The 26,670-nt window shown below is 64.8% G+C and carries 19 protein-coding genes; 11 read left to right on the forward strand and 8 right to left on the reverse strand.

The window, feature by feature from the left end; genetic code table 11:
• Positions 1–327: 327 nt before the first annotated feature.
• The 3 genes from P0M04_RS10105 to P0M04_RS10115 all read left to right on the forward strand — a co-directional run bounded on the left by P0M04_RS10105 (position 328) and on the right by P0M04_RS10115 (position 5,509).
• Positions 328–2,193: a phosphoenolpyruvate carboxykinase (GTP) gene (locus tag P0M04_RS10105; protein WP_259452586.1), complete on the forward strand. Its 1,866-nt coding sequence runs from the start codon at positions 328–330 to the stop codon at positions 2,191–2,193.
• 402 nt (positions 2,194–2,595) lie between these two features.
• Positions 2,596–3,744, forward strand: a complete 1,149-nt coding sequence (locus P0M04_RS10110) for a glutathione-independent formaldehyde dehydrogenase (RefSeq protein ID WP_259452587.1) — start codon at positions 2,596–2,598, stop codon at positions 3,742–3,744.
• 196 nt (positions 3,745–3,940) lie between these two features.
• Positions 3,941–5,509, forward strand: coding sequence for a GH39 family glycosyl hydrolase (locus P0M04_RS10115; RefSeq protein ID WP_259452588.1), 1,569 nt, complete (start codon positions 3,941–3,943; stop codon positions 5,507–5,509).
• A 21-nt stretch (positions 5,510–5,530) separates the two neighbouring features.
• Here P0M04_RS10115 and P0M04_RS10120 read toward each other — a convergent pair whose 3' ends face one another.
• Together P0M04_RS10120 and P0M04_RS10125 are read right to left on the reverse strand one after the other, a co-directional pair.
• A complete protein-coding gene (locus tag P0M04_RS10120) occupies positions 5,531–6,913 on the reverse strand; it encodes a YfcC family protein (protein WP_259452589.1) in 1,383 nt (460 codons plus the stop codon).
• Between the two features lies 1 nt (position 6,914).
• The gene (locus P0M04_RS10125; RefSeq protein WP_259452590.1) at positions 6,915–8,033 is read right to left on the reverse strand and encodes a succinylglutamate desuccinylase/aspartoacylase family protein; all 1,119 of its coding nucleotides are present in this window, start codon (positions 8,031–8,033) and stop codon (positions 6,915–6,917) included.
• Between the two features lie 152 nt (positions 8,034–8,185).
• Between P0M04_RS10125 and P0M04_RS10130 the strand changes: the two genes are divergently transcribed.
• From P0M04_RS10130 to P0M04_RS10140, 3 genes are read left to right on the forward strand one after another with little or no spacing between them, the layout of a single operon-like run.
• Positions 8,186–9,115, forward strand: a complete 930-nt coding sequence (locus tag P0M04_RS10130) for a MurR/RpiR family transcriptional regulator (protein WP_259452591.1) — start codon at positions 8,186–8,188, stop codon at positions 9,113–9,115.
• A gap of 34 nt (positions 9,116–9,149) precedes the next feature.
• Entirely contained in the window at positions 9,150–11,894 is a 2,745-nt protein-coding gene (locus P0M04_RS10135) for a TonB-dependent receptor (protein WP_259452592.1), read from the forward strand.
• A gap of 1 nt (position 11,895) precedes the next feature.
• Positions 11,896–13,104, forward strand: coding sequence for a cyanophycinase (locus P0M04_RS10140; protein WP_259452593.1), 1,209 nt, complete (start codon positions 11,896–11,898; stop codon positions 13,102–13,104).
• Here P0M04_RS10140 and P0M04_RS10145 read toward each other — a convergent pair.
• Both P0M04_RS10145 and uvrA read right to left on the reverse strand, forming a co-directional pair.
• Complete coding sequence (locus tag P0M04_RS10145) at positions 13,101–13,988, reverse strand: hypothetical protein (RefSeq protein ID WP_259452594.1); 888 nt, start codon at positions 13,986–13,988, stop codon at positions 13,101–13,103. The two genes, P0M04_RS10140 and P0M04_RS10145, sit on opposite strands and share 4 nt — an antisense overlap.
• A gap of 2 nt (positions 13,989–13,990) precedes the next feature.
• A complete protein-coding gene (gene uvrA, locus P0M04_RS10150) occupies positions 13,991–16,840 on the reverse strand; it encodes an excinuclease ABC subunit UvrA (RefSeq protein WP_259452595.1) in 2,850 nt (949 codons plus the stop codon).
• Between the two features lie 481 nt (positions 16,841–17,321).
• Here uvrA and ssb point away from each other — a divergent pair, with 481 nt between their 5' ends.
• From ssb to P0M04_RS10165, 3 genes are all read left to right on the forward strand, one after another.
• Positions 17,322–17,822, forward strand: a complete 501-nt coding sequence (gene ssb / locus P0M04_RS10155) for a single-stranded DNA-binding protein (RefSeq protein WP_036233516.1) — start codon at positions 17,322–17,324, stop codon at positions 17,820–17,822.
• Between the two features lie 289 nt (positions 17,823–18,111).
• Complete coding sequence (locus P0M04_RS10160) at positions 18,112–21,228, forward strand: EAL domain-containing protein (RefSeq protein WP_281042451.1); 3,117 nt, start codon at positions 18,112–18,114, stop codon at positions 21,226–21,228.
• A 14-nt stretch (positions 21,229–21,242) separates the two neighbouring features.
• Positions 21,243–21,545 carry a putative quinol monooxygenase gene (locus tag P0M04_RS10165; protein ID WP_259452597.1) on the forward strand — a complete coding sequence of 101 codons (303 nt, stop codon included), beginning with the start codon at positions 21,243–21,245 and terminating at the stop codon, positions 21,543–21,545.
• On the opposite strand, the gene P0M04_RS10170 is transcribed toward P0M04_RS10165, so the two are convergent.
• Together P0M04_RS10170 and P0M04_RS10175 are read right to left on the reverse strand one after the other, a co-directional pair.
• The gene (locus tag P0M04_RS10170; RefSeq protein ID WP_259452598.1) at positions 21,542–22,387 is read right to left on the reverse strand and encodes a nucleotidyl transferase AbiEii/AbiGii toxin family protein; all 846 of its coding nucleotides are present in this window, start codon (positions 22,385–22,387) and stop codon (positions 21,542–21,544) included. The genes P0M04_RS10165 and P0M04_RS10170 overlap by 4 nt on opposite strands.
• Complete coding sequence (locus tag P0M04_RS10175) at positions 22,365–23,411, reverse strand: type IV toxin-antitoxin system AbiEi family antitoxin (protein WP_259452599.1); 1,047 nt, start codon at positions 23,409–23,411, stop codon at positions 22,365–22,367. The genes P0M04_RS10170 and P0M04_RS10175 overlap by 23 nt, the downstream gene beginning before the upstream one ends.
• 283 nt (positions 23,412–23,694) lie before the next feature.
• Here P0M04_RS10175 and P0M04_RS10180 point away from each other — a divergent pair, with 283 nt between their 5' ends.
• Both P0M04_RS10180 and P0M04_RS10185 read left to right on the forward strand, forming a co-directional pair.
• Positions 23,695–24,369, forward strand: coding sequence for a methyl-accepting chemotaxis protein (locus P0M04_RS10180; RefSeq protein ID WP_259452600.1), 675 nt, complete (start codon positions 23,695–23,697; stop codon positions 24,367–24,369).
• Positions 24,370–24,456: 87 nt separating this feature from the next.
• Positions 24,457–24,666: a DUF4287 domain-containing protein gene (locus P0M04_RS10185; protein ID WP_259452601.1), complete on the forward strand. Its 210-nt coding sequence runs from the start codon at positions 24,457–24,459 to the stop codon at positions 24,664–24,666.
• On the opposite strand, the gene P0M04_RS10190 is transcribed toward P0M04_RS10185, so the two are convergent.
• Positions 24,650–26,002, reverse strand: a complete 1,353-nt coding sequence (locus P0M04_RS10190) for an ATP-binding protein (RefSeq protein WP_259452602.1) — start codon at positions 26,000–26,002, stop codon at positions 24,650–24,652. The two genes, P0M04_RS10185 and P0M04_RS10190, sit on opposite strands and share 17 nt — an antisense overlap.
• Positions 26,003–26,006: 4 nt before the next feature.
• Complete coding sequence (locus tag P0M04_RS10195) at positions 26,007–26,669, reverse strand: response regulator transcription factor (protein WP_259452603.1); 663 nt, start codon at positions 26,667–26,669, stop codon at positions 26,007–26,009.
• Position 26,670: the final 1 nt, after the last annotated feature.

Here is a 26,670-nt window from a genome sequence, read left to right on the forward strand (position 1 = left end):
GAAACGGGTTTGCACAGGTGTAGAATCGACCAGAAATAAGAGCCCGAGATGTCAGACTGACATCATTTGCGGCCAGCAGCACACGTTCCAACCAGCCTGCCGGCATCCGCGCATACGCGACCCCGGGCTGGCGACATGACCGCCGTAGCACTGAACCGTGAACCGCACGGATTTCCAGGTGCGGGCCCACGAGGCCATCCTTGACGACGATCCTGCCGGGACAAGATAAACGGGATTCCGACCGTCGCGCGCATTGCAGGCCGCCGCCTCTGCCGCATCAAGGCCATCGGAATCGCCAGGGATTCTTAATTGGCATTGGAGGTATGTATGAACCAGCCCGTGATGGGCGGCGTCGCCGCACTGAACGTCCCAGCTTACATCAAGCACAACAAACTCATCAATTGGGTGGCCGAGATCGCGACCCTCACGAAGCCCGACGCCATCTATTGGTGCGACGGCTCCGAAGAAGAGTACGACCGCCTGTGTGCACAGATGGTCGAAGCCGGCACGATGAAGCGCCTGAACCCGGAGAAGCGCCCGAACTCGTACCTGGCCTGTTCCGACCCGAGCGACGTGGCGCGCGTCGAAGACCGCACCTTCATCTGCTCGGCGACCAAGGAGCAGGCAGGTCCCACCAATAACTGGACCGACCCGAACGAGATGCGCCAAACCCTGAACGGCCTGTTCGACGGCTGCATGGCCGGCCGCACGATGTATGTCGTGCCGTTCTCGATGGGCCCGCTGGGCTCGCCGATCGCGCACATCGGCGTGGAACTGTCCGATTCGCCGTATGTCGCCGTCAACATGCGCATCATGACCCGCATGGGCAAGGCCGTGTACGACGTGCTGGGTGCCGACGGCGATTTCGTGCCGTGCGTGCACACCGTCGGCATGCCGCTGCAGGCGGGCCAGCAGGACGTGCGCTGGCCGTGCAACGCGACCAAGTACATCGTGCACTATCCGGAAACGCGCGAAATCTGGTCGTTCGGCTCGGGCTACGGCGGCAACGCGCTGCTGGGTAAAAAATGCTTCGCGCTGCGCATCGCCTCCAACATGGGGTACCAGGACGCCCAGCAGGGCGGTCCGGGCTGGCTGGCCGAGCACATGCTGATCCTTGGCGTGGAATCGCCGCAGGGCGACAAGAAATACGTCGCGGCCGCGTTCCCGTCGGCCTGCGGCAAGACGAACTTCGCGATGCTGATCCCGCCCGCCGGCTTCGAAGGCTGGAAGGTCACGACCATCGGCGACGACATCGCCTGGATCAAGCCGGGCGCCGACGGCAAGCTGTACGCCATCAACCCGGAAGCGGGTTACTTCGGCGTCGCCCCGGGCACGAACGACAAGACGAATCCGAACTGCATGGCCTCGCTGCGCGAAAACGTCATCTTCACGAACGTGGCGCTGACCGACGACGGCGACGTGTGGTGGGAAGGCATGACCAAGGAAGCCCCGGCGCACCTGATCGACTGGCAAGGTAAAGACTGGACGCCGGCGTCCGGCACCAAGGCCGCGCACCCGAACGCGCGCTTCACCGTCGCCGCCACGCAGAACCCGGTGATCGACCCGGCCTGGGACGATCCCGCCGGCGTGCCGATCTCGGCCTTCATCTTCGGCGGCCGCCGCTCGACGACGGTGCCGCTCGTGACGGAAGCCCGCAACTGGACGGAAGGCGTGTACATGGCCGCCACGATGGGCTCGGAGACGACGGCCGCCGCCGCCGGCCAGATGGGCATCGTGCGCCGCGACCCGTACGCCATGCTGCCGTTCATCGGCTACAACATGAGCGATTACTTCCAGCACTGGCTCAACCTGGGCCGGAAAGTCGCGGACAAGAACCCGCAAGCGCTGCCGAAGATCTTCTGCGTCAACTGGTTCCGCACCGATGACAACGGCAAATTCGTGTGGCCGGGCTACGGCGACAACATGCGCGTGCTGAAATGGATCCTCGATCGCAGCCAGGGCCAGGGCGGCGGCGTCGAGCACATGTTCGGCACCACCCCGACGTACGGCGACCTGAACTGGACCGGCATCGAGTTCACGAACGAGCAGTTCAACCAGATCACGTCGATCGACAAGGACGCGTGGCGCGAGGAACTGAAGCTGCACAGCGAGCTGTTCGACAAGCTGGCCTACCGCCTGCCGCAGGAACTGGTCGCGACCAAGGCGCAGCTGGAGAAGCGCCTGGCCGAGTAAGGCTACCGCGGAGAAATCGGCGAGGAGACGACGGCCGCACGCACGACGATGCGGCCGCAACAACAAAACGGAAAAAGGACAGGTTCGCCTGTCCTTTTTCTTTGCTCATCACCGCGTCATCGAGATTAATGCAACTAACCAACATAATGCAGAGCGCCTACGATGACGCCAGGCACGACAATGCAAGCCCTGAGGCAACCACCGAAAATAAGCCATTGACCCGGTATTGAAACGGGAATATGTCGGTCCATATGCGGCGGATGCTACCGCAAACGCCAGACGGCGCACCGGTGGGCAGGCGGTCCCACGGGCTTGCCGTGGGGTTCATCGAAGGACAGCCGGGACGCCGTGCCGCGTTCTGTCATGCGAGGCAGTCATATCCTGGCGCTACAGGAGTATCTTATGAAAGCTGTTGTCTATCGCGGCCCGAACGAGGTCGCAGTCGAGAACGTACCGGATCCAAAGATCGAGCGTCCAACGGATGCCATCGTCAAGATCACCAGCACCAACATCTGCGGCTCGGACCTCCATATGTACGAAGGCCGGACCGATTTCGAGCAGGGACGCATCTTCGGTCACGAGAACCTCGGCGTGGTCATGGAAGTCGGACCGGCGGTCGAGCGGGTCAAGCCTGGAGACTGGGTTGCCCTGCCTTTCAATATCAGCTGCGGCCATTGCAAGAACTGCGAGCGCGGCCTCACCGCCTACTGCCTGCGGGCGAACGAGCCGGGCGTTGCCGGCGGCGCCTTCGGCTTCGCCGACATGGGACCATGGCAGGGCGGCCAGGCCGAGGCCCTGCGGGTGCCCTGGGCCGACTTCATGTGCCTGAAGCTGCCGGACGATGCGGAGGACAAGCAAGCCGACTACGTGATGTGCGCCGACATCTTTCCGACCGGCTGGCACGCGACCGAACTGGCCGGCATGAAGCCCGGCGACTCGGTCGTCATCTACGGCGCGGGACCGGTGGGCCTGATGGCTGCGCACTCGGCGATGATCAAGGGGGCCTGCAACGTGATGGTGGTCGACTGCCATTCCGACCGGCTCAAGCTGGCCGAATCGATCGGTGCGATCACGATCGATTATTCGAAGGAAGACCCGGTGCAGCGCGTCATGGACCTGACCCAGGGGGTCGGCGCGGACGTGGGCTGCGAATGCGTCGGCTACCAGTGCCACGACCATCATCATCACCGCCAGGAGCGGCCCAACCTCACGATGAACAACCTGATCGGCTCGGTCAAGTTCACCGGCGGGATCGGGGTGGTCGGCGTGTTCGTCCCGCAGGATCCGAACGGTCCGGACGAACTGGAGAAGGAAGGGAAGCTTGCGCTCGACTGGGGCCAACTCTGGTTCAAGGGGCAACGCGTCGCCACCGGCCAGTGCAACGTCAAGGCCTATAACCGCCAATTACGCGACCTGATCCACGCCGGCCGCGCCAAGCCGTCGTTCATCGTTTCCCATCAGCTGAAACTGGACCAGGCGCCCGACGCCTACAAGCACTTCGATAGTCGCGACCACGGTTGGACCAAGGTGATCCTGCATCCTGGCGCCTAGCCGCGCGGCATCCGGGACCGAACGCCGCTTTCGGGTGGCGTTTCAAGCGTCGGCATTTTTTACCCATCGTGTTGTGGGATTTCATTTGGTTTTTGATTTTACTAAATGACCCTTATCCTCTATCCTGTCGTCAACTTGCATTGTTAGCGCAAACATCTTGATATAAGCGAGCTTCGACGTAAAAAGGACAATAGACATGAGACACCGCCGCACCGTGCTGCGCGCCGCTCTGGCGCTGGCTTTCACTACCCCATTCGCACTGCCCGCCATGGCTGCCGACGCCGCGCGCCAGATCGTCATCGACGCGAACGCGCCGACCGTCGCGCGCGACCATGCCGCCGACCTGTCGGTGGGCTCCGATTATCCGGGCACGCTGATCCGCGACGACAGCCTGGCCCAACTGAAGATCGCGAAGGACGAGCTGGGCTTCCGCTACATCCGCTTCCACGGCATCTTCCACGACGTGCTGGGCACGTTCAAGGTCGTCGACGGCAAGCCTGTCTATGACTGGACGAAGATCGACTACCTGTACGACAAGCTGCTGGGCATGGGCATCAAGCCGTTCGTCGAGCTGGGCTTCACGCCGGAGGCGATGAAGACGTCGGACAACAGCATCTTCTACTGGAAGGGCAATACCTCGCACCCGAAACCGGAACTGTGGGCGGGCCTCGTCGACGCCTTCGTGCGCCACGTGCAGCAGCGCTACGGCAAGGAAGAAGTGCGCACCTGGTTCTTCGAAGTGTGGAACGAGCCGAACCTGGACGGTTTCTGGGAAAAGGCCGACCAGAAGGCCTACTTCGACCTGTATGACGTGACCGCCAAGACCATCAAGGCGATCGACCCGACCCTGCGCGTGGGCGGTCCGGCGACGGCCGGTGCGGCCTGGGTGCCGGAATTCCTCGCGCACACGCAGAAGAGCGGTGCCGCGGTCGACTTCATCGCCACGCACACGTACGGCGTGGACGGCGGCTTCCTGGACGAAAATGGCCAGGGCGACCAGAAGCTGTCGCCGTCGCCGGACGGTATCGTCGGCGACGTGCGCAAGGTCCGCAAGGAGATCGAAGCCTCCTACCTGCCCAAGCTGCCGCTGTATTTCACGGAATGGAGCACGAGCTACAACCCGCGCGACCTCGTGCACGATTCGTACATGAGCGCCGCCTACATCCTGTCGAAGCTGAAGGCGACGGAAGGCATCGCGCAGGGCATGAGCTACTGGACCTATACGGACCTGTTCGAGGAACCGGGTCCGCCGACCGCGCCGTTCGAAGGCGGTTTCGGCCTGATGAATCCGCAGGGCATCCGCAAGGCCGCCTGGTTCGCCTACAAGTACATGAACGAACTGGGCGAGCAGCAGGTGCAGACCAGCGACAAGCAAAGCTGGGTGACGAAGGACGCGAACGGCGTGCAGGTGCTGGCGTGGGACTTCCAGACGCCGGACATGGGCAAGAAGACCAACCGTCCGTTCTTCGGCGCCGTCCAGCCGACGAAGAACGCCACGCCGTTGAAGCTGTCGCTGAAGGGCATGAAGCCGGGCACGTATAACGTCCAGGTGTACCGCACGGGCTTCAAGGCCAACGATGCGTACACGGCCTACATCGAGATGGGCAAGCCGAAGACGCTCACCGGCGACCAGCTCGCCAAGCTGCAGGCGCAGACGGTGGACAAGCCCGAGACGCGCACCGTGAAGGTCGCGGCGAACGGCACCGCGAACGTGCAGGTGCCGATGCGCGCGAACGACGTGGTGCTGGTGAAGATCGCGAAGTAACCTGATCTGTTACTGCGTGGCTCAGCCCCACTGCATCAGGCAGGGGGGTATGAGCAGCACGAGGGCCAGCACGAGGTAGATCAGCTGCAGCGGGATCATCCACCTGGCCCACGTGATCCACGGCACGCGCGCGAGCGCGAGCACGCCGACCGTGATGCCGGACGTCGGGATCATCGGCGTCGACAATTCTCCCAGCTGGAACGCGAGGATCGCGGTCTGGCGCGTGACGCCCACCAGGTCCGCGAGCGGTGCCATGATCGGCATCGTCAGCGCGGCCTGGCCCGTGCCTGAGTGGATGAAGAAGTTGATCACCGACTGGATCAGGTACATCTTCTGCGCCGCGAACACGGGGTGGCTCGACTGCACGAGCGGCATCAGGCCGTGCAGCATCGTGTCGATGATGTGCGCATCGCGCGCGAGGATCATCGTGCCGCGCGCGATCGCGATCACGAGCGCCGTCGGCGCCAGGTCTTTTGCGCCCTGCATGAACGCCGCCACCCAGTTGTCGGGCCCCAGCCGCCCGACGATGCCCACGACAATCGCCATCGATAAAAACAGCGCCGCGATCTCGTCGATGTACCAGTCGAATTTCACCACGCCGACCACCATCGCCGCGAGCGACAGCGCGAAGATCGCCAGCACCGCCTTGTGCCGGGCCGTCATGCGGTCGAGCCCCACATGTACCGGCTGTTCCTGGCGCCGCGTCTGGTCCAGCACATAGGTCGGGCTCAATGTCGGGTTCTGCTTCACGCGCGCCGCGTACCACATCAGGAACAGGATCGTGACGGTCGTCGTCGCCACCCACACGATCAGGCGATACCCGATCCCCGAAAACACGGGCACGCCCGCGATGCCCTGCGCGATGCCGACGTTGAACGGATTGAGGAACGCGGCGCCGAAGCCGGCCTGCGAACCGAGGAAGGGAATCGACACGCCGACGATGGTGTCGTAGCCGAGCGCCAGCGCCAGCGGCACGAAGATCAGCACGAACGGAATCGCCTCCTCGTTCATGCCGAACGTGGCGCCGCCGAGCGAGAACAGCGTGACGAAGACGGGAATCAGCGCGGCGCGCACGAGCGCCGAGTGCTCGTGCATGCGGGCGATCGAGCGGATGCCCGTGTCGATCGCATCGGTCTTCTGCACGACGGCGAACGCGCCGCCGACGACCAGCACGAAGCCGATGATCTGCGCCGCTTCGACGAAGCCCTTGATGGGCGCCTTCATTAGCGCCACGAGCCCTTGCGGCGCGCTCGCGACATAGTGGAACGAGGCCGGGTCGATGAGCTGCTTGCCGTCGACGAGGTGCGTGTCGTACTTCCCGCCGGGGATGAACCACGTCGCCAGCGCGATCAGCGCGAGGATCCCGAACAGCAGCACGAAGGTATTGGGAATGCGTAGTCGCATGTCACTGACTCAGTAAGGAACCCGAACGGAAGGGCGTCGTCCCCGCGATCTTACAGATGTGCATCCCGCGCAGCAGGTGGCGGTGCGCGGTGCTCGCGAACAGCAGGCCGTCGCGGCTCGCATGTACCGTGGCCGTGTCGCCGGTGACGGGGTTGACGATGTCGGCGATGGCGTCGCCCGCCTTGACCTCGTCGCCCAGCGCTTTTAAAAACACGAGCACACCCGTCTGCGGCGCGTGCAGCGGCTCCACGGCTTCCAGCGGCGACGCCGCGCACCGCGGCGCGGGCAGCACGTCGTGCTGGATGTCGATGACGCCTTCGCGCGCAAGATACTGCAGCAGCGCGTGCGCATCCTGCTCGGCGTAATCGTAACGCACGTCCATCTCGCCACGCAGTTCGACCGTGACGGCGGCGCACGCGGGCGGGATCGGGATCGACGGGCCGAAGTGCTCGGCCAGGTCCCACCACAGCCGGCTGCACGCCTCGTCGAACGGCTCGCCGCCGGAACCCGCGGACAGCAGATAGGCGCGCGCACCGAGCAGCGTCGCCAGCGGTGCCACGCGGTCCGCCAGCGCGGGACCGGTATAGACGTGCAGCAGCGCCTCGTTGTCACAGTGCAGATCGAGCACGATGTCGGCGTCGATCGCCATCCCCAGCAGCGTCTTCTTCAGCACCTGCGTGGCATCCAGCGGCTCCCACCGCTCGATGGCGGCGCGTGCCTCCGCTCGGATCGCCGCGACGTTCGCGGCTGCATCGGCCCCCAGTCGGCCGGCCAGCGCGTCTTTCAATTCGTCGGCCACATGGCGGAAGGCGCGGTTGAAATTGGTGCCGGTGCCGAGGTCGAAGCGCCCGAACGGCGCGCCGTGCACGATCTGCGACAGCCCGATCGGATTCGCGGCGGGTACGAGGATCACTTCGCCGCGGATGCGGCCTTCGCCATCGAGCCGTTCGAGCTCGCGCCGCAGGAAGTGCGCGACGAGCATCGCGGGCACCTCGTCCGCATGCAGCGACGCCTGGATATAGACCTTGCTGCCGCTGCCCGCGCTGCCGTAGTGGTACGACGTGAGCTGGTAGCTGGCGACGCCCGGTTCGGTCGCGATCGGATGGGTCTTCGTATGCATGCGGACGGGTCTCCTGGCGTCGGGTCTGCGGCCGATTATGTATGAATTTTTACACAACGTAAATCGATGAAAGATTATTTTCAAAATGTTGTTGAGTTGGGCGCTGTAACTGTTTTACATTAAAAAACATTAACTCATTGACATCCGGTCACATGACTTCTACCGTCCCGTCCAGCGCTTCGCCCGACATCGGTTTCGCCGAGTCTTCGCTCGGCCAGTCGCTGCTGCGGGTACTGGCCGAGGGCTCGGCGTCGAACCGCGCGATCGCGGATTACGTGCTGCGCAACCAGGTGCGCGTGACGGCGCTCGGCATCGAGGAACTCGCCGACGCGTGCGCCGTGTCGACGGCGACCATCAGCCGCTTCGCGCGCGACCTCGGTTTCAAGAACTACGCGGCGATGCGCGGCGCGGTGGCGGAGACGCTGCAATCGGTGCTGCAGCCCGTCGAAAAACTGCGCAGCACGATTGCGCGACGCACCGCCAAGGCGTCGCCCGCGCTGGAAAGCCTGGGCTATGCGGAAGCGGCCATCACGGCCACGAGCCGCGCGCTGGCCGGCACGCAGATCGACCGCGTCGGCGCCGTGCTCACGAAGGCGCGCACCGTGTACGTGCTGGGGTTCGGCCTGTCGTCGTTCCTCGCGGGCGCGCTCGCGATGCATCTGCAGCCGTTCTGCCGCCACGTCGTCGAAGCCGCGGCGAGCGGCGGCACGGAGGTCGCGGCCAGTCACCTCGCGACCATCACCGGCAAGGACGTGCTGGTCGTGATCTCGCTGCCGCGCTACACGCTGGACGCCGCGTCGCTGACGCGGTTCGCGCGCGATGCCGGCGCGACCATCGTCTCCATCACCGATTCGCCCGCATCGCCGCTCGCCGAACTGGGCCACCACGTGCTGTACGCGCACAGCACGCACCCGGTGCTGCCCAGCAGTTCGAGCGCCGCGCTGGCCGTCATCGAGGCGCTGGCCGTGTCGCTGATGACGTCCAACAAGGCCAACGTGGCCAAGGCGGCCCGCCACACCGAGGCGATCGCCGCGTATCTCTACGGTGAACACCAGATTCGCAAGCTCGTCAAAAAAACCTGAGTCACCAACAAGACACCAAGAGGGAGAGCACCGCATGACCAAGCACATTTCGAGAGCCCTGCAACCGACGATACTCGCGGCGGCCATCGCTGCCCTGATGGCGCAGCACGCGACCGCGCAGACGCAGGCGGACGAACCGAAGATGCACCGCGTGGAGATCACCGGTTCGTCGATCAAGCGCATCGACACGGAGACCGCGCTGCCCGTGCAGCTGATCTCGCGCGAGGACATCGAGAAGATGGGCGCGACGACGGCCGCGGAACTGGTCAAGAACATCAGCGCGAACACGGCGCCGGTGACGGACGGCCCCAGCATCACGGACGGTACGTCCGGCCAGCGCGGCCTGAACGGCGCCAACCTGCGCGGCCTCGGCGTATCGTCCACGCTGGTCCTGCTGAACGGCCGCCGCCTCGCCAACTTCGCATCGCCCGGCGACAACTCGGGCGTCGACCTGAACAACATCCCGGCCGGCGCGATCCAGCGCGTCGAGGTGCTGAAGGACGGCGCGTCCGCGATTTACGGTACCGATGCCATCGGCGGCGTGATCAACTTCATCACGCGCAAGGATTACACGGGCATCGACCTGGCCGCATCGGCCGCGGGCACGCAGCAGGGCGGGGCGGGCAAGAAGACGCTGAGCCTCAGCGGCGGCACGGGCGACCTGACCACCGATCGCTTCAACGTGTTCGGCGTGCTCGACATCCAGCAGCTCGACCGCCTGCGCTCTGGCCAGCGCCGCTTCATCTCCGAGCACCCGCTCGCGACGACGCTGCCGGCGCAGATGTCCAGCAACACCTTCCCGGCCAATATCGACATCTCGGCCGCGCAGCGTGCCGCCCTGATCGGCGCGGGCCTGCTGCCGGCCGGCAGCCGCGCGAGCCGCGTCAACCCGAGCGCGCCGAAGTGCAATCCGCCCGCCACCGTGTATGCCGAGAAGGGACCGGGCGGCGTGGCCGGCTGCAGCTACGACTACATGGAAGACACGGAGATCTATCCGGACTCGCGCAAGATCGGCTTCATCGGCCGCGCGACCTTCCAGCTCGACCCGGACAACCAGCTGTTCGCGGAACTGGTGCAGACGCAGGCCAAGACCAAATATGTGCTGTCGCCGAACCCGGTGTCGACCCTGCGCAACCTGCCCGTCAGCATCCTGCCGGAGGCATACCGCAACGCGCTGTCGGCGCCCGGCTTGCCCGGCACGGTCAACCGGATCCGCTACCGGATGGCGGAAGCGGGCAACCGCACGAACGACGTGACGAGTACCGGCCAGCGCCTGCTGCTGGGCGCCACGGGTAGCATCAAAGGCTGGGACTACGACGTGGCGCTGGGCCGCGCCGAGAACAAGGCCATCGACAAGTACGTCGACGGCTACTTCCTGTACGACCAGTTCGAGGCCGGCGTGCGCTCGGGCGCGATCAATCCGTTCGGGCCGTCGTCGCAGGCCGGCCGGGACCTCGTCAACAGCATCCGGGTCAACGACGAAGCACGCAATGCGAAGGGCGTGTCGACCTCCCTCGACGGCAAGATGTCGCGTTCGCTGACGACGCTCGCGGGCGGCGATCTGGCGCTGGCCGTCGGCGGCGAACTGCGCCACGAGCACCAGACGTTCAGGCCGTCGGACCTGCTGCGCTCGAATAACATCCAGGGCGACCGCGACAGCACGATCCCGGCCGGCGAACTGGCCGACGTCGAGACCGCGGACAACACGAGAAAAGTGGCCTCCGTGTTCACCGAGGTGGTCGCGCCGTTCACCAAGGAACTCGAGATGCAGTTCGCGGTGCGCTACGACCACTACAGCGAAGTGGGCAACACGACCAATCCGAAGATCGGCCTGCGCTGGCAGCCGATGCAGTCGCTGCTGGTGCGCGCATCGGCCGGCACGGGCTTCCGCGCGCCGTCGCTGTCGGACCTCAAGCGCCCGACGATCTTCGGCACCACGGCCGGCATCCTGACCGACCCGCAGTGCGTGAAGCAGGAAGGCAGCATCGACACGTGTACCGACCAGTGGGACGTCGAGCGCCGTTCGAACGCGAACCTCAAGCCGGAGAAATCGCGCGAGTTCTCGCTGGGCGTCGTGTTCGAACCGGTCAAGCGCACGAGCCTCTCGATCGACTACTGGAACATCGAGAAGCGCGACGTGATCAGCACCCTGGGCGAACAGGTCATCATCGAAAACCCGGCAGCCTACAACGGCAAGTACATCCAGCGCGACGAGGACGGCTTCATCTCCAACATCCTCCTGATGAAGGAAAACCAGGGCAAGCTCAGGACGTCGGGCTTCGACATCGCCGGCGACTGGCGCTCCGAGCGCGGACCGTGGGGCCGCTTCGGCATCAACCTGTCCGGCACGCTGATCCTGCACTACGACCGCCAGTTCGGTCCGGCGGAGCCGTTCCGTACGAACCTGGGCGTGTTCCTGAACGACCAGGCGATCCAGAAGTGGCGCCACCGCGTGAACTTCGAATGGGACAACGGCCCGGTCACGCTCACGCTGGCGAACCAGTATTCGATGGGCTACACGGACCAGAACACGACCTACGACCCGTACACGGACACCCTGCTGCCGCCGAACCACGTGAAGTACTACTCGCTGTGGGACCTGACGGGCAGCTGGACGATCAGCAAGCAGCTCAAGGTGCGCGCGGGCGTGCTGAACATGTTCAACGCGGACCCGCCGTTCTCGAACCAGGCCTGGTTCTTCCTGGCCGGGTACGACCCGAGCTACACGGACCCGCGCGGCCGCAGCGCGTTCGTGAGCGTGAACTACTCGTTCCGCTGACATGCTGAAGCGCTTGTGCTTCGCGCTGGCGCTCGCGGGCGTCAGCGCATGGGCCGCCGCCGCGCCATCCGACCCCAAGGGCTCGCTGGTGATCATCGGCGGCGGCCTGCGCGTCAACAACGCCGAGGTGTGGGAGAAGATCGTCACGCTGGCGGGCGGGAAGGGCGCGCGCATCGCCGTGCTCCCGACGGCCGCGCAGACGCCCGCGAAGGAAGCCCAGCTCACGGTGGACGCGCTGAACCGCTACGGCGCGCGCGCGTTCGTCGTCCCGGTCGCGCCCATGCTGGCCGGGACCGACGTGCGCAAGGCCGCGGACGATCCCGCGCTGGCCGATGCGATCCGCAAGGCCGGCGGCGCCTTCTTTACGGGCGGCGACCAGGCCCGCATCACGGGCTCGCTGCGGCGCGCGAACGGCAGCAACACGGCGGTGCTGGACGCGCTGTGGGCGCTGTACCGGCGCGGCGGCGTCATCGCGGGCACGAGCGCCGGCGCGGCCATCATGAGCAGCACCATGTTCAACGATCCGCCGCTGGACGTGATGCCGGTGCTGAAGAACGGCGTCGTGGACGGCAAGGACGTCGCGCCGGGCCTCGGCTTCATCGGCGACGACGTTTTCGTCGACCAGCACCTGCTCGCGCGCGGCCGCTTCGGCCGCATGCTGCCCGCGATGCTGGCCAAGGGGTACACGCTGGGACTGGGCATCGACGAGAACACGGCGGCCGTCGTCGGGCCGGCGCGCGACGTTACCGTGATCGGCTACCGGGGCGCGCTCGTGCTCGATCTTGCTGGAGCCACGACGGACAAATCGAAGCCGGGATTCAATCTCGCCAATGCGCGCATCAGCTACCTGGACAGCGGCGACCGGGTCAACCTGGCCACGCGCACGTACACGCCGGGGCCGGACAAGGAACCCGTGGACAGGCAATACGTCGAGCACCGCGCGCCGATCTTTTATACGGACATCCTCGGCAACACGGCCGTCGCGGACCTGCTCGAGAAGCTGGTGGACAGCGATCTGCAGCGCGCCGTCGGCGTGGCGTTCGAAGGGCCGGACAGCCAGTTCCCGGAACGCGGGTTCGAGTTCACGTTCACGCGCGTGCCGGATACCGCGGAATACGTGACGAACCGCGAGGATGCGTATTCGATCTACCGGATCAGGATGGACGTGCGGCCGGTGCGGATCCGCCAGCCGTTCTACACGGCCGATTAGGACAGCAGCGCCGCATCCACCTTGCGGAAGATGCACAGCGCCGCGTACGCCGCCGTATCGACCGCGCGGCAGAATTCGGGAAACGTCTGGAAATGCCGCGCCGACCAGTGGAACTCGGGTACGAGATCGCCGATGCCGAAGCGCGCGAGCGATTCGTCCTTGTCCGGATCGTGCGAGAGGCGCTGCCGCGGCGTGCGGATGGCGATCCAGTGACTCAGCTGGCCATACCTGCCCAGGTTCGCGCCGCCGTCGTCGACGAGGGCATAGATGAAGCGCCCGTCCGTCGTGGGACGTTCGGCGGCCACGACGTTCCTGCCCTTGTTCCTGACCGTGAAGCCATGCGGCGCCAGCATCTGCGCGAAACGCTCGCGCAGCAGTGTGACGCGCCCGGACCACGGCAACGCATCGAATCGAGGATCGTCGCGCAGGCCGGCCGCGCGGATGGCACGCGCCTTGACCTCGCGCGACCAGCGCACAGTCTCCTCGTGGATGGGGTTCAGGTAGTCTTCGAGGCACAGCTTGATGGCCGGCTCGATCTGCGGCGCGACCAGGTCGGTCGGCGAGACGAGCGTGGGGGCCCGCTCGCGCAAGGCCTCCAGCAGCGCCGAACGATAGGGTTGTGTGGGTGAGTAGAGGCCCTTGAGCTCATCGATCGGCCCGCGCAGGGCCGACAGCCGCTCCATCGCGCGCTCGCGCCAGTAGGCACGCAACTGCGCCTTTGCTTCAGGCGTCGGCGCGAAGGCGAGCATGCGATCGCGCCCGATGGCGGCCTCCTGACCATAGCCGGCGACCGCGAGGTCGTCCCAGATGGATTCCAGGTCGGCGCCCACGTGCACGAGCGCCAGCGCGAGGGTCCGTGATGGATCCGTCGCACCGGCGCCCATCGTCACGCCTTGAGCAGCGGCTTGAGGTACTTGCCGGTGACGCTGTCCGGATTGTCGGCCACGTCTTCCGGCGTGCCGTGCGCGACGATCGTGCCGCCGCCCGCGCCGCCTTCCGGACCCAGGTCGACGATCCAGTCCGCCGTCTTGATGACGTCCAGGTTGTGCTCGATGATGACGAGCGTGTTGCCCTGGTCGCGCAGGCGGTGGATCACCTTCAGCAGCAGGTCGATGTCGGCGAAGTGCAGGCCCGTCGTCGGCTCGTCGAGGATGTACAGCGTGCGTCCCGTGTCGCGCTTGGACAGTTCCAGCGACAGTTTTACCCGCTGCGCCTCGCCGCCCGACAGCGTGGTCGCGCTCTGGCCCAGCTTGATGTAGCCGAGGCCCACGTCCAGCAGCGTGTGCAGCTTCCTCGCGATGACCGGCACGGGCTTGAAGAACTCGTGCGCATCCTCGACCGTCATGTCCAGCACTTCGGTGATGTTCTTGCCCTTGTACTGGACTTCCAGCGTTTCGCGGTTGTAGCGCTTGCCGTGGCAGACGTCGCAGGGCACGTACACGTCCGGCAGGAAGTGCATCTCGACCTTGATCACGCCGTCGCCCTGGCACGCCTCGCAGCGGCCGCCCTTCACGTTGAACGAGAAGCGGCCGGCCGAGTAGCCACGTTCCTTCGCGGTCGGCACCGTCGCGAACAGGTCGCGGATCGGCGTGAACACGCCCGTGTACGTGGCCGGGTTCGAACGCGGCGTGCGGCCGATCGGCGCCTGGTCGACCGAGATCACCTTGTCGAAGTGCTCCAGGCCGTGGATGGCGTCGTGCGGCGCCGGTTCCGTCTGCGAACCGTACAGGTGACGCGACAGGGCCGGGTACAGCGTGTCGTTCACGAGCGTCGATTTACCGGAACCCGACACACCCGTCACGCACGTCAGCAGGCCCACCGGCAGCTCCAGCGAGACATTTTTGAGGTTGTTGCCGGTCGCGCCCGTGATCACGAGCTGGCGGTCCGGGTCGGCCTGCGTGCGCTTCTTCGGCACGTGGATCTTCTTCTTGCCCGACAGGTAGGCCGCCGTCAGCGACGTCTTGCTCTTCATGATGTCCTTGAGCGAACCCTCGGCGATCACGGCGCCGCCGTGCACGCCCGCGCCCGGACCCATGTCGACGATGTAGTCCGCCGTGCGGATCGCATCCTCGTCGTGCTCGACGACCAGCACGCTGTTGCCGATGTCGCGCAGGTGCTTCAGGGTCGCGATCAGGCGGTCGTTGTCGCGCTGGTGCAGGCCGATCGACGGCTCGTCCAGCACGTACATCACGCCCGTCAGGCCGGAACCGATCTGGGACGCGAGGCGGATGCGCTGCGCTTCGCCGCCCGACAGCGTGTCGGCGCTGCGGTCCAGCGACAGGTAATCGAGGCCGACGTCGTTCAGGAATTTCAGGCGCGCGACGATTTCCTTGATCACGCGCTCGGCGATGTCGCGCTTGGCACCCGTCAGTTCCAGGCCGTCGAAGTAGGTCAGGCAGTCGCGCAACGGCGTCTTCGCGACTTCATAGATGGCGCGCTGCTGTTTGCCGTTGCCGATCCTGACGTAGCGCGCTTCCGTGCGCAGGCGCGCGCCGCCGCACGACGGGCACTCCTTCTCGTTGATGAACTTCGCCAGCTCTTCCTTCACGGCCATCGAATCCGTCTCGCGGTAGCGGCGCTGCAGGTTGTTCACGACGCCCTCGAACGTATGCTCGCGCATCACCGTGCGGCCACGCTCGTTCACGTACGCGAACGGCACCGACGTCTTGCCGGAGCCGAACAGCACGACGTCCTGCGCGGATTTCGGCAGCTGCTCGAACGGCTTGTCGAGGTCGAAGCCGTAGTGCGACGCGAGGCTCGTCAGCATCTGGTAATAAAACTGGTTGCGGCGATCCCAGCCCTTCACGGCGCCGGACGCCAGCGACAGGTTCGGGAACGCGACGATGCGCTTCGGATCGAAGAACTCGATATGGCCCAGGCCATCGCATTCCTGGCAGGCGCCCATCGGGTTATTGAAGGAGAACAGGCGCGGCTCCAGCTCCTGCAGCGAATAGCCGCAGACGTTGCACGCGAACTTGTTCGAGTAGATGTGCTCCTTCTCCGTGTCCATCTCGTAGGCGACCGCGCGGCCGTCCGCGATGCGCAGCGCGGTCTCGAAGCTCTCGGCCAGGCGCTGCTTGATCTCGGCATTCACCTTGATGCGGTCGATGACGACGTCGATCGTGTGCTTTTCCGTCTTCTTGAGCTTCGGCAGGTCGTCCACGTCGTAGATCTTGGCCGCGTGCGTGCCGCTCTGGATGCGGAAGCGGACGAAGCCTTGCGCCTGCATCGCCTCGAACAGGTCGCTGTGCTCGCCCTTGCGGTTCGCCACGACGGGCGCCAGGATCATCAGCTTGGTCCCTTCCGGCATGGCCAGCACGGCATCGACCATCTGCGACACGGTCTGGGCGGCCAGCGGCTCGTCCGAGTGATCCGGGCAGTAGGGCGTGCCGACGCGCGCGTACAGCAGGCGCAGGTAGTCGTGGATCTCAGTGACGGTGCCGACGGTCGAGCGCGGGTTGTGCGACGTCGCCTTCTGCTCGATGGAGATGGCGGGCGACAGGCCCTCGATCATGTCGACGTCCGGCTTTTCCATCAGCTGAAGGAACTGGCGCGCATAGGCCGACAGCGATTCGACGTAGCGGCGCTGGCCCTCGGCATACAGCGTGTCGAAAGCGAGCGACGACTTGCCGGAACCCGACAGGCCGGTGATGACGATCAGCTTGTTGCGCGGCAGGTCGAGGTTGATGTTCTTGAGATTGTGCGTGCGGGCGCCGCGGATACGGATTTCTTCCATTGTTGTTTGAAGGCTTTCGAATGGTTGCGGGGCCGGCGCACGAATGGCACAGGTGAGCGGGCCGAACGGGAAAGCGCACTAGTTTACCTGTTTTTATTTACAGTGGTATGCCGGCCCTCGAAAAAGTCTGCGAGGCTTAACAGCATGATATGACGACCTGTCAAGATCTGCCGTTCCGGTACAACGTGCGCGTGTCGTATGTGGTCCGGGAGTCCGGCAATTCAATGGCAGACTCACCAGAAAAACGAAAATAAGCCGAAAAATTTTCGTCCGGCTGTATTGATGCGTATCTCTTCCAATTCGGGCACTTCGCCCCCATCTTCGAGGTCTGATCAGGTGCTGTAATCCGGGTGCCCGATCAGTGCGGAATCAGTTGCTTTCTCATGCGACTGACCAGCATAATAGCGGGCCGTATTCAACATGTTTCCCTAACGCTTAGACAGCACGCAGAGTCAGGGACTATCCAAAGGAGCTTTACAAAATGGCATCAGTTAACAAGGTCATCATCGTCGGCAACCTCGGCCGCGATCCGGAAATCCGCTACATGCCGAGCGGCGACGCCATCGCCAACATCGCCGTGGCCACGTCCTACAAATCGAAGGACCGCAACACCGGCGAGCAGAAAGAGCTGACCGAGTGGCACCGCATCTCGTTCTTCGGCCGCCTTGCCGAAATCGTCGGCCAGTACCTGAAAAAGGGTTCGTCGGTCTACGTGGAAGGCCGCCTGCAGACCCGCAAGTACACCGACAAGGACGGCATCGAGCGCTACGCCACCGACATCATCGCTGAAAACATGCAGATGCTGGGCGGCCGCCAGGGCATGGGCGGCGGCGACAGCTACGGTGGTGGCGACGACATGGGCGGCTACGACGCCCCGCCGAGCCGCCCGGCCCCGCGCCAGGCCCCGCCGGCCCCGGCCGCACGTCCGCAGCCGAAACCGGCGCCGAACTTCTCGGACATGGATGACGATATCCCGTTCTAAGTGCCACTCGACAAGATTTTTGTCGATAGAGGCCCGCATCTCCCAGGAGAGCGGGCCTTTTTGCTTTCCGGACCTGGCAGAACGCGCAACGACATATGCTATCGTCCGGGGACCGTCTGGTCGCCCAGAGAGAAGTCATGTCCACTCCCGTGCGCCTTCTGCTCGCCATTCTGCTTGCCGTCCCGATGCTCACGGCGGTGGCGGCGCCGTTGCGCGTGGTCGTGGACCAGAACTATCCTCCCTTTGCGATTCGTAATTCCAGGGGGAGCTCGAAGGCTATTCCGTGGAGATGTGGCACCTGTGGCAGCAGAAGACCGGCGTGCCGGTCGAACTGCGCGGCGTCGACTGGCCCGAGGTCCAGCCCACGCTGGAGCGTGGCGAGGCGGATGTCATCGACACCATTTTCCTCACCGAAGCCCGGCGCGCCCGCTTCGACTTTTCCAGGCCGTATGCCACGGTCCACACGTCGATCTACGCCGACACGTCCATCGCCGGCATCCACGACTTCGACAGCCTGAAGGGATTCGAGGTGGGCGTCCAGGCCGGCGACGCCTGCGGCGAGCGCCTGGAGCGTGCTGGCGTGACGGGCGTGCGCTATTTCCCTACGTATACCGCCCTGTGGAATGCCGTGGCCAATCGCAGCATCAAGCTGGTCTGCGGCGAAGATCATGCGGCCGAATACCAGTTGTACCGGAGCAATCTGCACCGCCGCTATGTGAAGGCGTTCGAGATCACGCGTAGCGAGTTGCGCCGTGGCGTACGCAAGGGCGACGCCGCCACGCTGGCCCTCGTCGAACGCGGCATGGCGCAGATCACACCGGCCGAGATCGAGGCGCTGCACGACAAATGGATGGGCCGTCCGCTCGCCTTCGCCCGTTATGCACGGTACACAATGGACACCCTGTTGGCGCTCGGCGTGCTCGTGCTGGTACTGCTGGTCTGGCTGGGAACGGTGCGCAAGGCAGTACGCCTGCGCACGGCCGAACTGGAACGCGAAAAGGCCCAGTTGAACACGCTGGTGGAAAACAGCCCGGACCTGATCTGGCTGAAGGATGGCGCAGGCGTCTACCGGGCCTGCAACGCGCCTATGGCGGCGCTGTTCGGCTGTCCGCGCGAGGAGATCATCGGCAAAAACGACGTCGAGCTGTTCGGCCCGGAGATGGCCCAGCGCTACCGGCGCGACGACGAAGCCGCGATACGGGCCGGCCGTCCACTGATGGTCGAGGACGAGGTGGCGGTCCCCGACGTACCCGGCACGCGGCTGTTCGAAACGCTCAAGACGCCGATCGTCACGTCGGATGGGACCCTGCTGGGTGTGCTCGGCGTGTCGCGCGACATCACCGAACGCAGGGCACATGAACGTACAATCCGCGAACAGGACCGCCTGCTCCAGGAAATGAGCGCGCTGGCCCGGATCGGCGCCTGGGAACTGGTCCCGGCCACCGACGCGTTCCAGTACACCGACGAAGTGACGCGCATCTTCGACGGCGCACAGCGGCCTCTTACCCTCGCATCCTGCCTGGCGTGCTGCGCCGACGCCGACCGGCTGCAGGCCGAACGCGCACTCGATGCCGCACGGTCCGGCGTGCCCTTCGACCTGGAACTGGACATCGCTGGCGGCGCCGGCAAGCGCAAGTGGATCCGCCTGCTGTGCAGTCCGATCGTCGAGGACGGCCACGCGGCGACGCTGCGCGGCACGGTGCAGGACATCACGCACCGGCGCAACCTGGAAGAATCGATGCGCATGGCGAACCTGATCTACCAGACCAGCTCGGAAGCGATCGTGGTCACCGACGGGAACAACCGGATCGTCGATGCCAACCCGGCGTTCACGCGACAGACCGGCTATGACCTGCGCGACGTGCTCGGCGTCGTGCCGCCGCTGTTCGAATCGAGCATGCACGACAACGGTTTCTACGAATGCATGCAACGCGATCTGGCCAGCCGGGACCACTGGCAGGGCGAAATCAAGGACCGTAACAAGGACGGGACGTTCACGGCCAAGTTCGTCAACATCCGGATCGTCCGCCAGCCGGACGGGCGCATCTACCGCCATGTCATCCAGTTCAACGACATCAGCGAACAAAAGGAAAAGGACGACCTGATCTGGCGCCAGACTAACTTCGATCCGCTGACCGGGCTGCCGAACCGCCGCCTGTTCCTGGATCGCCTGGAACAGGACCTCAGGAAGGCGACCGGCACCGGCCGCGGGCTGGGCGTGCTCCTGCTCGACCTCGACCGCTTCAAGGACATCAACGACGGCTTCGGCCATGCGACCGGCGACAGGGCCCTGGTCGAGCTGACCCGGCGCATCGCGCGCTGCCTGCCCAACGATGCCACGATGGGCCGCCTGGGCGGCGATACGTTCGGTCTGGTCGTCAGCGAATTCGAGCAACGTCCGCACCTGGACACCCTCGCCGAAGCAGTGCTCCAGGCGATCGCGGCGCCGCTGCGCCTGGATGCCGCCGGTACGATGTACGTGTCCGCCAGCGTTGGCATCAGCGTCTATCCGGAGGATGCCACGGGCGCGGCCGATCTCGTCAGGAATGCCGAGCATGCGGTCCATCTGGCCAAGCGCGCCGGGCGCGGGCAGTTCCAGTATTTCACCCCCTCCCTGCAGCAGCAGGCCCATGCCAAGCTGATGCTGACGAACGACCTGCGCCAGGCATTGGCGCGGCACGAGCTGCAGTTGTACTACCAGCCGATCGTCGAAGTCGCGACGGGCCGCATCCACAAGGCCGAGACCCTGTTACGGTGGACTCACCCGGAGCGCGGCGCGGTCAGCCCGGCCCGCTTCATTCCGCTGGCGGAAGAAGCGGGACTCATCAACGAGATCGGCGACTGGGTATTGTGCGAGGCGATCGCGAACGCCAGGCGCTGGTACCAGCGCTACGGCCGGGTGATCGAGCTGAGCGTGAACATTTCCCCGACCCAGTTCAAACAGCAGGGCCCGCTGTCCTGGCTGGATCGGGTCGTCCATGCCGGCCTGCCGCGCAACAGCATTACGGTAGAAATCACCGAAGGGGTCCTGATCAGCGACGCCGACCAGGCCATCCGCTGTCTCGACGCACTCCACGCCGCTGGCGCCAGGGTCTCGATCGACGATTTCGGCACCGGTTTTTCAGCCCTGGCTTACCTGAAGCTGTTCGACATCGATTACCTCAAGATCGACAAGTCGTTCATCAACAACCTGGTCAGCGACGGCAGCGACAAGGCACTCACCGAAGCGATCGTCGACCTGGCACACCGGCTCGGCATGCAGGCCATCGCCGAAGGCGTCGAAAACGGCGCCCAGCGCGACGCACTGGCCGCGATCGGCTGCGACTACATCCAGGGACACTACTATTCGCAAGCCGTCCCGTGCGCCAGCTTCGATGATTTGCTGGAGCGCCAGATGGCACATTGAGATCGGAGCGCATCATGGTAATCGAATATGTCCGCTACAAGATACCGGTCGACCAGGCCGACCAGTTCATTGCCGCCTATGCGACGGCGGGTGAGGCGCTGCGCAAGTCCAGCCATTGTCTCGGCTTCGAGCTGAGCCGGTGCACGGAAGAGCCGACGTCGTTCATTTTGCGGATCGAGTGGGATTCGGTCGAAGGGCACATGAATGGTTTCCGCAAGAGTCCCGAATTCAGGGAGTTCTTTGCGAGTGTCAGGACGTTCGTGGGCAATCTCGAGGAGATGCGGCATTACGAGCGGACGGCTGTGCTGAGGAGCTAGTGTCGAAGCCCAAGCTCGAACTGGCTCAGCAACTTGTCCGCCATGTCGGATTCGATGCCGGTGGAGCGCGTCATGTGGACGACGAGACGGTCGCGTTTGCTCGCATCGGCCAGGATGGCGAGCAGGGCGTGCAATGAGTCGTCGTGCAAGATGACACGCGTGTCATGGCCGAGCAGGTTGGCGCCGGCCAGAGGCAAGTCGAATCCGGCGGCTTCGAGCAATTCGAATGCCTCCTCATACATGCGGTCATTATTCCCCGCTTCGTGGTAGTGCTGGAGCAGGAAAAGAAGATCCTGGGCATCCTTGTTATCTTGCAGACCCCGGTCGTCCCAGGCCAGCAGTTTGAGCGCGGCAAGCGCTGGAATCGACACCACCCGGATGACAAGGCCATTACCTGCCTCCACGTCCAGTGCTGATGCCAGTGCTTCGGCGTAGCCCATGACGCTCATGACGACGCTCATGTCGGGTGGCCAGGAAATGCGATGTGCTTCCTGTTCCACGCCGCCAAAAGGAATCAGATCCAGCGGGAATGCGTTGCCGTGTTCGGCAGGCTTGTAATGTAATAGATGCGCTCTGTCTGCAGCGGGTACGAAACTGCCGGTGGCCGCGAGAGCAGCCTTCAGTGCGTTAAAGTGTTCCCAGTGATCGAGTGCGATGGCGAAGTCGACGTCATAAGTGGCCCGTCGGGTATCGAGGCCGAACACGTGGGTCATCAAGATGTCGCGTGCGGTCGCGCCGACGAGAAGATAATCGCAGCCGAGCTTTCCCGTTACCGCCTGAACCGTGGACAGGATCTCGAGAAGTGTTGGGTTGAAGGGCTTATCGGGTCGTATCGTGTACATGCTGAATGATTCTTGGCACGAGCTGGCGTGCCACGGCAATGTTGCGCGAATCGTGCGTGGCCATCAGATCCGCATAGATCAGGTGATGCGGTACCGTCGGAAACGATTGGGTGAAGTGATCTGGGCTCCAGAACATTTCGACGATTTCGATGCGGCCTCCGGGGTCCGCACGCAAGCGGAATTTCCTGACGATGTCCTTGAGTGCATTTGGGTCATCCATGTCTACATAGATCGTGCACACTTCGGGCTTGAGATGTCCGGTCAAATACATGGCAGCTCGCTCGCCACCATATGCTGAAAGCCCGCGTTCAGGCTGCAGGTTGAGGACGAGATCGAAATTGTCGATCGCAAAACGATATTTCCTGAGCTTGGGCTTGACCCTTCCGGCATAGCCACTGGCCCACTCGTTCAGAAACAGCTCCGGCGCGCGGATCATGCGCTTGCCGCTGGCCGTCGTGCCGATCAATTCACGTGATTCCAGCGTGTCGAACGCCTTGCTGATGGCGCCGGTCGATATCCGTGCCTTGTTCGAGATATCCCGATAGGGTGCATTAAGCAGTGCGGGCTCTGCCAGGGCTGCAAACATCATCCTGAGCGCCGCCGCCGTCATCGTATTGTTGGACGGGAATTGGAGCTCGGCGGAGCCGCGTCTGCCGGTCACGTAAATGTAAATGCCAGCCCCGTCATTGATGTAGGCATTACCCGCCGTATCGATGAACTGGAGACCGATGTCACGGCAACGATGTGCCATGTCAGGACTGAGAGGAGAACTGATCAGCAAGGTGCGCTGCGCATTGTCGAGTCTGTTCAGCAGGTTGAGCGGCAGCGCATAACGATCGACTTTCTTCTTGATCTCACAGTCGTATCGTAACTTTCGACCATTGATGGTAAGGAGGACCTGGGCATCGGTATCGTCATTCGACGTATCGAGGAGTTCACCCTCAATATTTGTCGAATCGTGCAGTGCAGCAAGGGCGCTTGCTACGAATGGCGCTTCACACTCTGTCACAAACAGATTGTTCATAGTTTTCGGTGTTCACGTTACGTGAACATGATCAAGATATGAACAATGATACATGAAGTTCATCTTTTAGACATGTTCACGTTACGTGAACGACTCCAAAAGATGAACATTGGTGCGAAGCTGCCCATTATTTGGGCTGGCTCACGCCTCGGGTGCAAAACTGCCCCAAGGTTTGACTCAAGTTAGTGCGTGTAACTACGGTAGCCGTGGTTTGCGCTGGCATAAAACCTGCATCCAGTCCTGCATCAGCCGCCGCCGGCGGTCAAACCGATCGGAGCCCAGGATGCACGCAGAAACCCTCCCCCTATCCACCGCCCAGCCCGACGTCAAATTGTCCGGCGACGTGTTCGGCGCCCTGATCAACCTGTCCGGCCGGCGCCGTTTCACATCCCAGCGGGTGGTGCTGTATTCGGTCCTGGCCTCGCTCGGCCATGAAGGCGCGGACAAGACTGCCCGCGACACGCTGGCGGCCTTCCGGGACGCGCATTTGACGCTCGTGCAGGGCAAGCAGGGTTTGCCGGGCATTTTTTGCCAGCAACTGCGCGATGCCTATTTCGGCACGATGCGGGGCGACCAGATCATCCGCGATTTCATCGCACTGGCCGAGAGTACGCTGGACGCCATCGGCACGACGTCGCGGCGCGCGCCCGCGTTGCTCGATGAGCTGGTGCGCAGTGCCACGCCGCTGCTCAGCGTGCTCAATGCCCTGACTCTCGTGTACGAGGAGCAATCCAAGCGCCATGCGATCCAGCAACGCCGCCAGATGCAGGAATTGATGGGTGACATCAAGACCATCGCGCGCGAGGCACGCATGGTCGCGTTCAACGCACAGATCGTTGCCGCGCGCGCGGGGCCGGTCGGCAAGGAGTTTGCCGTGGTGGCGAGCACGATGACCAATATCACCGGCGAGATCGACTCGCTGGTGCAGACCGCGCTGGAGAGTTCGCTGGCTTACTGATGCTGCGGGCCGACATGTCGAAATCCGCTACCCTCGTTCGTCGTACGAGAGACCAGCACCATCCGACAACGACCGAAAGGAACCGACATGGCAACGCAAGACATCGTCAAAGGCCCCGCCTCCTACTTCCCCTCCATCGAAAAGAAGTACGGCAAGCCGATCGCGCACTGGATGCAGGTCCTGGAGCAGGCGGGCCCGCGCAAGCACATGGAACTGGTCAACTACCTCAAGACCGGGCACCAGCTCGGCCACGGTCACGCCAATGCGCTGGTCGCGGCGTTCATGGCGAAGGGGTAGCGCAGCCGGCGTCGCCGAACGCGATGCGCACGGCCAGCCCGTGCCCACCGGGACCGCCGTCGAGCGCGATGCGGGCGCCGTTGCGGGCCGCGGCCCGTTCCGCGATCGCCAGACCGAGGCCGCTGCCCGCCTGGTCCTGGCCGGGCACGCGGTAGAACCGTTCGAACACGCGGGCGCGCAGCGCGGGCGGGATGCCGGGGCCCTGGTCCGTCACCGTGATGCAGCGGCCGGCGTCGAGGCACACGTCCACGCGGGCGCCGTCCGGCGAATACTTGATCGCGTTGCCGATGACGTTGTCGAGCAGGGCGGCCATGCTTTCGCGATGCAGCGGCAGGATGGCGGGGGACGATGCGCGCAATTCGATGTCGATGCCGCGCTGCAGCGCCAGCGGCGCGGCCACGGCGATGCGCTCGCGCAGCAGCGCGGCCAGGTCCTGTTCCTGCGGCGGCGCGTCCGTCGATTCCTGGCGCGCCCGTTCGTAGGCGAGCAGCTGGTGCACCGCGTGCGTGGCGCGGGCGACGCCTTCGCGCAGGCCCGTGCCGGCTTCGGTCTTCTGGGCCGCGTCGGCCGCGGCTTCCATGAGGTGGGCGTTGATCTGCACGACCGACAGCGGCGTCTTGAGTTCGTGCGCCGCGTCGGCGAGGAATTCGTGTTCGCGCGCCAGCCGCTCGGACAGCCGTCGCATCAGGCGGTTCACCGCATCGACCACGGGCGCCAGTTCGCGGTAGGGCGAGGCGGGCAGCGGCGCCAGGTCGGCCCGCGACTCGAGTTCGCGCGCCTCGAGCGCCTGCGCCATCGCGCGCAGCGGGCGCAGGCCCACGCGCACGATGAGCCAGGCCGGCAGCAGCATGAACGGCAGGCTGTAGACGAGCGGCGAGAGCAGGTAATTGGCGGCCGACGGCGTGAACACCCAGTCGCTGTCGGGCTTCTCGCGCCGCTCCACCGTGATGCCGCGCGCGGCGTCGCGTTCGACCCACAGCGCCCACCCGTCATCCAGCGGCGTGCCCGCTGCCGAGTCGTACGCGAGCTGCCCTCCCAGCCAGACGCGGATGCGCGCCTGCGTCGGGTAGCCGAACTCGCGGAACATGTCCAGGCGCAGGTCTTCGATGCGCTGGCCGATGCGCGCCAGCGCCGCCGGATCGGGCGGCAGCGACTGCATGTTGAGCATGATCTGGCGCGTCCAGGCCCGGTTGACGGCCGCCGTCTGGCGCACCTTGTCGACCTTCACCTGCTTCACGATATGGGCCAGCGCCGCCAGCCAGATGCCGAGCATGACGAGCATGAAGCCGATCAGGAGCCGGCGCAGCAGCGACTTCGGTGCCGGTGTTTTGGTCATCAACTCAGCGGCCGCCGTCATGGCGCACCATGTAGCCGACGCCGCGCACGGTGCGGATGTAGCCGTCGCCGATCTTCTTGCGCAGGTTCGAGATATGCACGTCCAGCGTCTGGCCCTCGCTGTAGGGCAGCACGCCCTGCTCGAGCTCCGTGCGCGTGACGATGCGGTCCGGGTTGCGGACGAGCGCGTGCAGCAGCGCGAACTCCGTCCGCGACAGGTTGACGGGCGCGCCGCGGCAAGTGGCGCTCATGGTGCGCGCGTCGATGGCCAGGTCGCCGACCTGCCACAGCGCGTCGGCCTGCGCGCCGCCGGCACGGCGCACGACCGCGCGCAGGCGGGCCAGCAGTTCGGGGATGTCGAAGGGTTTGATGAGGTAATCGTCGGCGCCGCCGTCGAAGCCGTCGAGGCGGTCCTGCAGGCTGTCGCGCGCCGTGATCAGGACGGCGGGCAGCACGTGGCCGGCCGCGCGCAGGCGACGCAGCAGTGCGACGCCGTCGCCGTCGGGCAGGCCCAGGTCCAGCAGCAGGGCGTCGTGGCGGCGCTCGTCCAGCAGGCGCGCGCAGTCGCTGCCCAGGCGCACCCAGGTCACGTCGTGGCCGTCGTTGTGCAGCACCGACTGCAGCGCGCGGCCCAGCGCCAGGTCGTCTTCCACGAGTAGGAGTCGCATG

It is taken from the genome of Telluria mixta (genome assembly GCF_029223865.1).
Lineage (GTDB): Bacteria > Pseudomonadota > Gammaproteobacteria > Burkholderiales > Burkholderiaceae_D > Telluria > Telluria mixta.

Excerpts from the sequence above, each read along its gene's own strand:
- P0M04_RS10105 (WP_259452586.1), top strand. The coding sequence starts at position 328 with ATGAACCAGCCCGTGATGGGCGGCGTCGCCGCACTGAACGTCCCAGCT.
- P0M04_RS10110 (WP_259452587.1), top strand. The coding sequence starts at position 2,596 with ATGAAAGCTGTTGTCTATCGCGGCCCGAACGAGGTCGCAGTCGAGAAC.
- P0M04_RS10115 (WP_259452588.1), top strand. The coding sequence starts at position 3,941 with ATGAGACACCGCCGCACCGTGCTGCGCGCCGCTCTGGCGCTGGCTTTC.
- P0M04_RS10120 (WP_259452589.1), bottom strand. The coding sequence starts at position 6,913 with ATGCGACTACGCATTCCCAATACCTTCGTGCTGCTGTTCGGGATCCTC.
- P0M04_RS10125 (WP_259452590.1), bottom strand. The coding sequence starts at position 8,033 with ATGCATACGAAGACCCATCCGATCGCGACCGAACCGGGCGTCGCCAGC.
- P0M04_RS10130 (WP_259452591.1), top strand. The coding sequence starts at position 8,186 with ATGACTTCTACCGTCCCGTCCAGCGCTTCGCCCGACATCGGTTTCGCC.
- P0M04_RS10135 (WP_259452592.1), top strand. The coding sequence starts at position 9,150 with ATGACCAAGCACATTTCGAGAGCCCTGCAACCGACGATACTCGCGGCG.
- P0M04_RS10140 (WP_259452593.1), top strand. The coding sequence starts at position 11,896 with ATGCTGAAGCGCTTGTGCTTCGCGCTGGCGCTCGCGGGCGTCAGCGCA.
- P0M04_RS10145 (WP_259452594.1), bottom strand. The coding sequence starts at position 13,988 with ATGGGCGCCGGTGCGACGGATCCATCACGGACCCTCGCGCTGGCGCTC.
- uvrA (WP_259452595.1), bottom strand. The coding sequence starts at position 16,840 with ATGGAAGAAATCCGTATCCGCGGCGCCCGCACGCACAATCTCAAGAAC.
- ssb (WP_036233516.1), top strand. The coding sequence starts at position 17,322 with ATGGCATCAGTTAACAAGGTCATCATCGTCGGCAACCTCGGCCGCGAT.
- P0M04_RS10160 (WP_281042451.1), top strand. The coding sequence starts at position 18,112 with ATGTGGCACCTGTGGCAGCAGAAGACCGGCGTGCCGGTCGAACTGCGC.
- P0M04_RS10165 (WP_259452597.1), top strand. The coding sequence starts at position 21,243 with ATGGTAATCGAATATGTCCGCTACAAGATACCGGTCGACCAGGCCGAC.
- P0M04_RS10170 (WP_259452598.1), bottom strand. The coding sequence starts at position 22,387 with ATGTACACGATACGACCCGATAAGCCCTTCAACCCAACACTTCTCGAG.
- P0M04_RS10175 (WP_259452599.1), bottom strand. The coding sequence starts at position 23,411 with ATGAACAATCTGTTTGTGACAGAGTGTGAAGCGCCATTCGTAGCAAGC.
- P0M04_RS10180 (WP_259452600.1), top strand. The coding sequence starts at position 23,695 with ATGCACGCAGAAACCCTCCCCCTATCCACCGCCCAGCCCGACGTCAAA.
- P0M04_RS10185 (WP_259452601.1), top strand. The coding sequence starts at position 24,457 with ATGGCAACGCAAGACATCGTCAAAGGCCCCGCCTCCTACTTCCCCTCC.
- P0M04_RS10190 (WP_259452602.1), bottom strand. The coding sequence starts at position 26,002 with ATGACCAAAACACCGGCACCGAAGTCGCTGCTGCGCCGGCTCCTGATC.
- P0M04_RS10195 (WP_259452603.1), bottom strand. The coding sequence starts at position 26,669 with ATGCGACTCCTACTCGTGGAAGACGACCTGGCGCTGGGCCGCGCGCTG.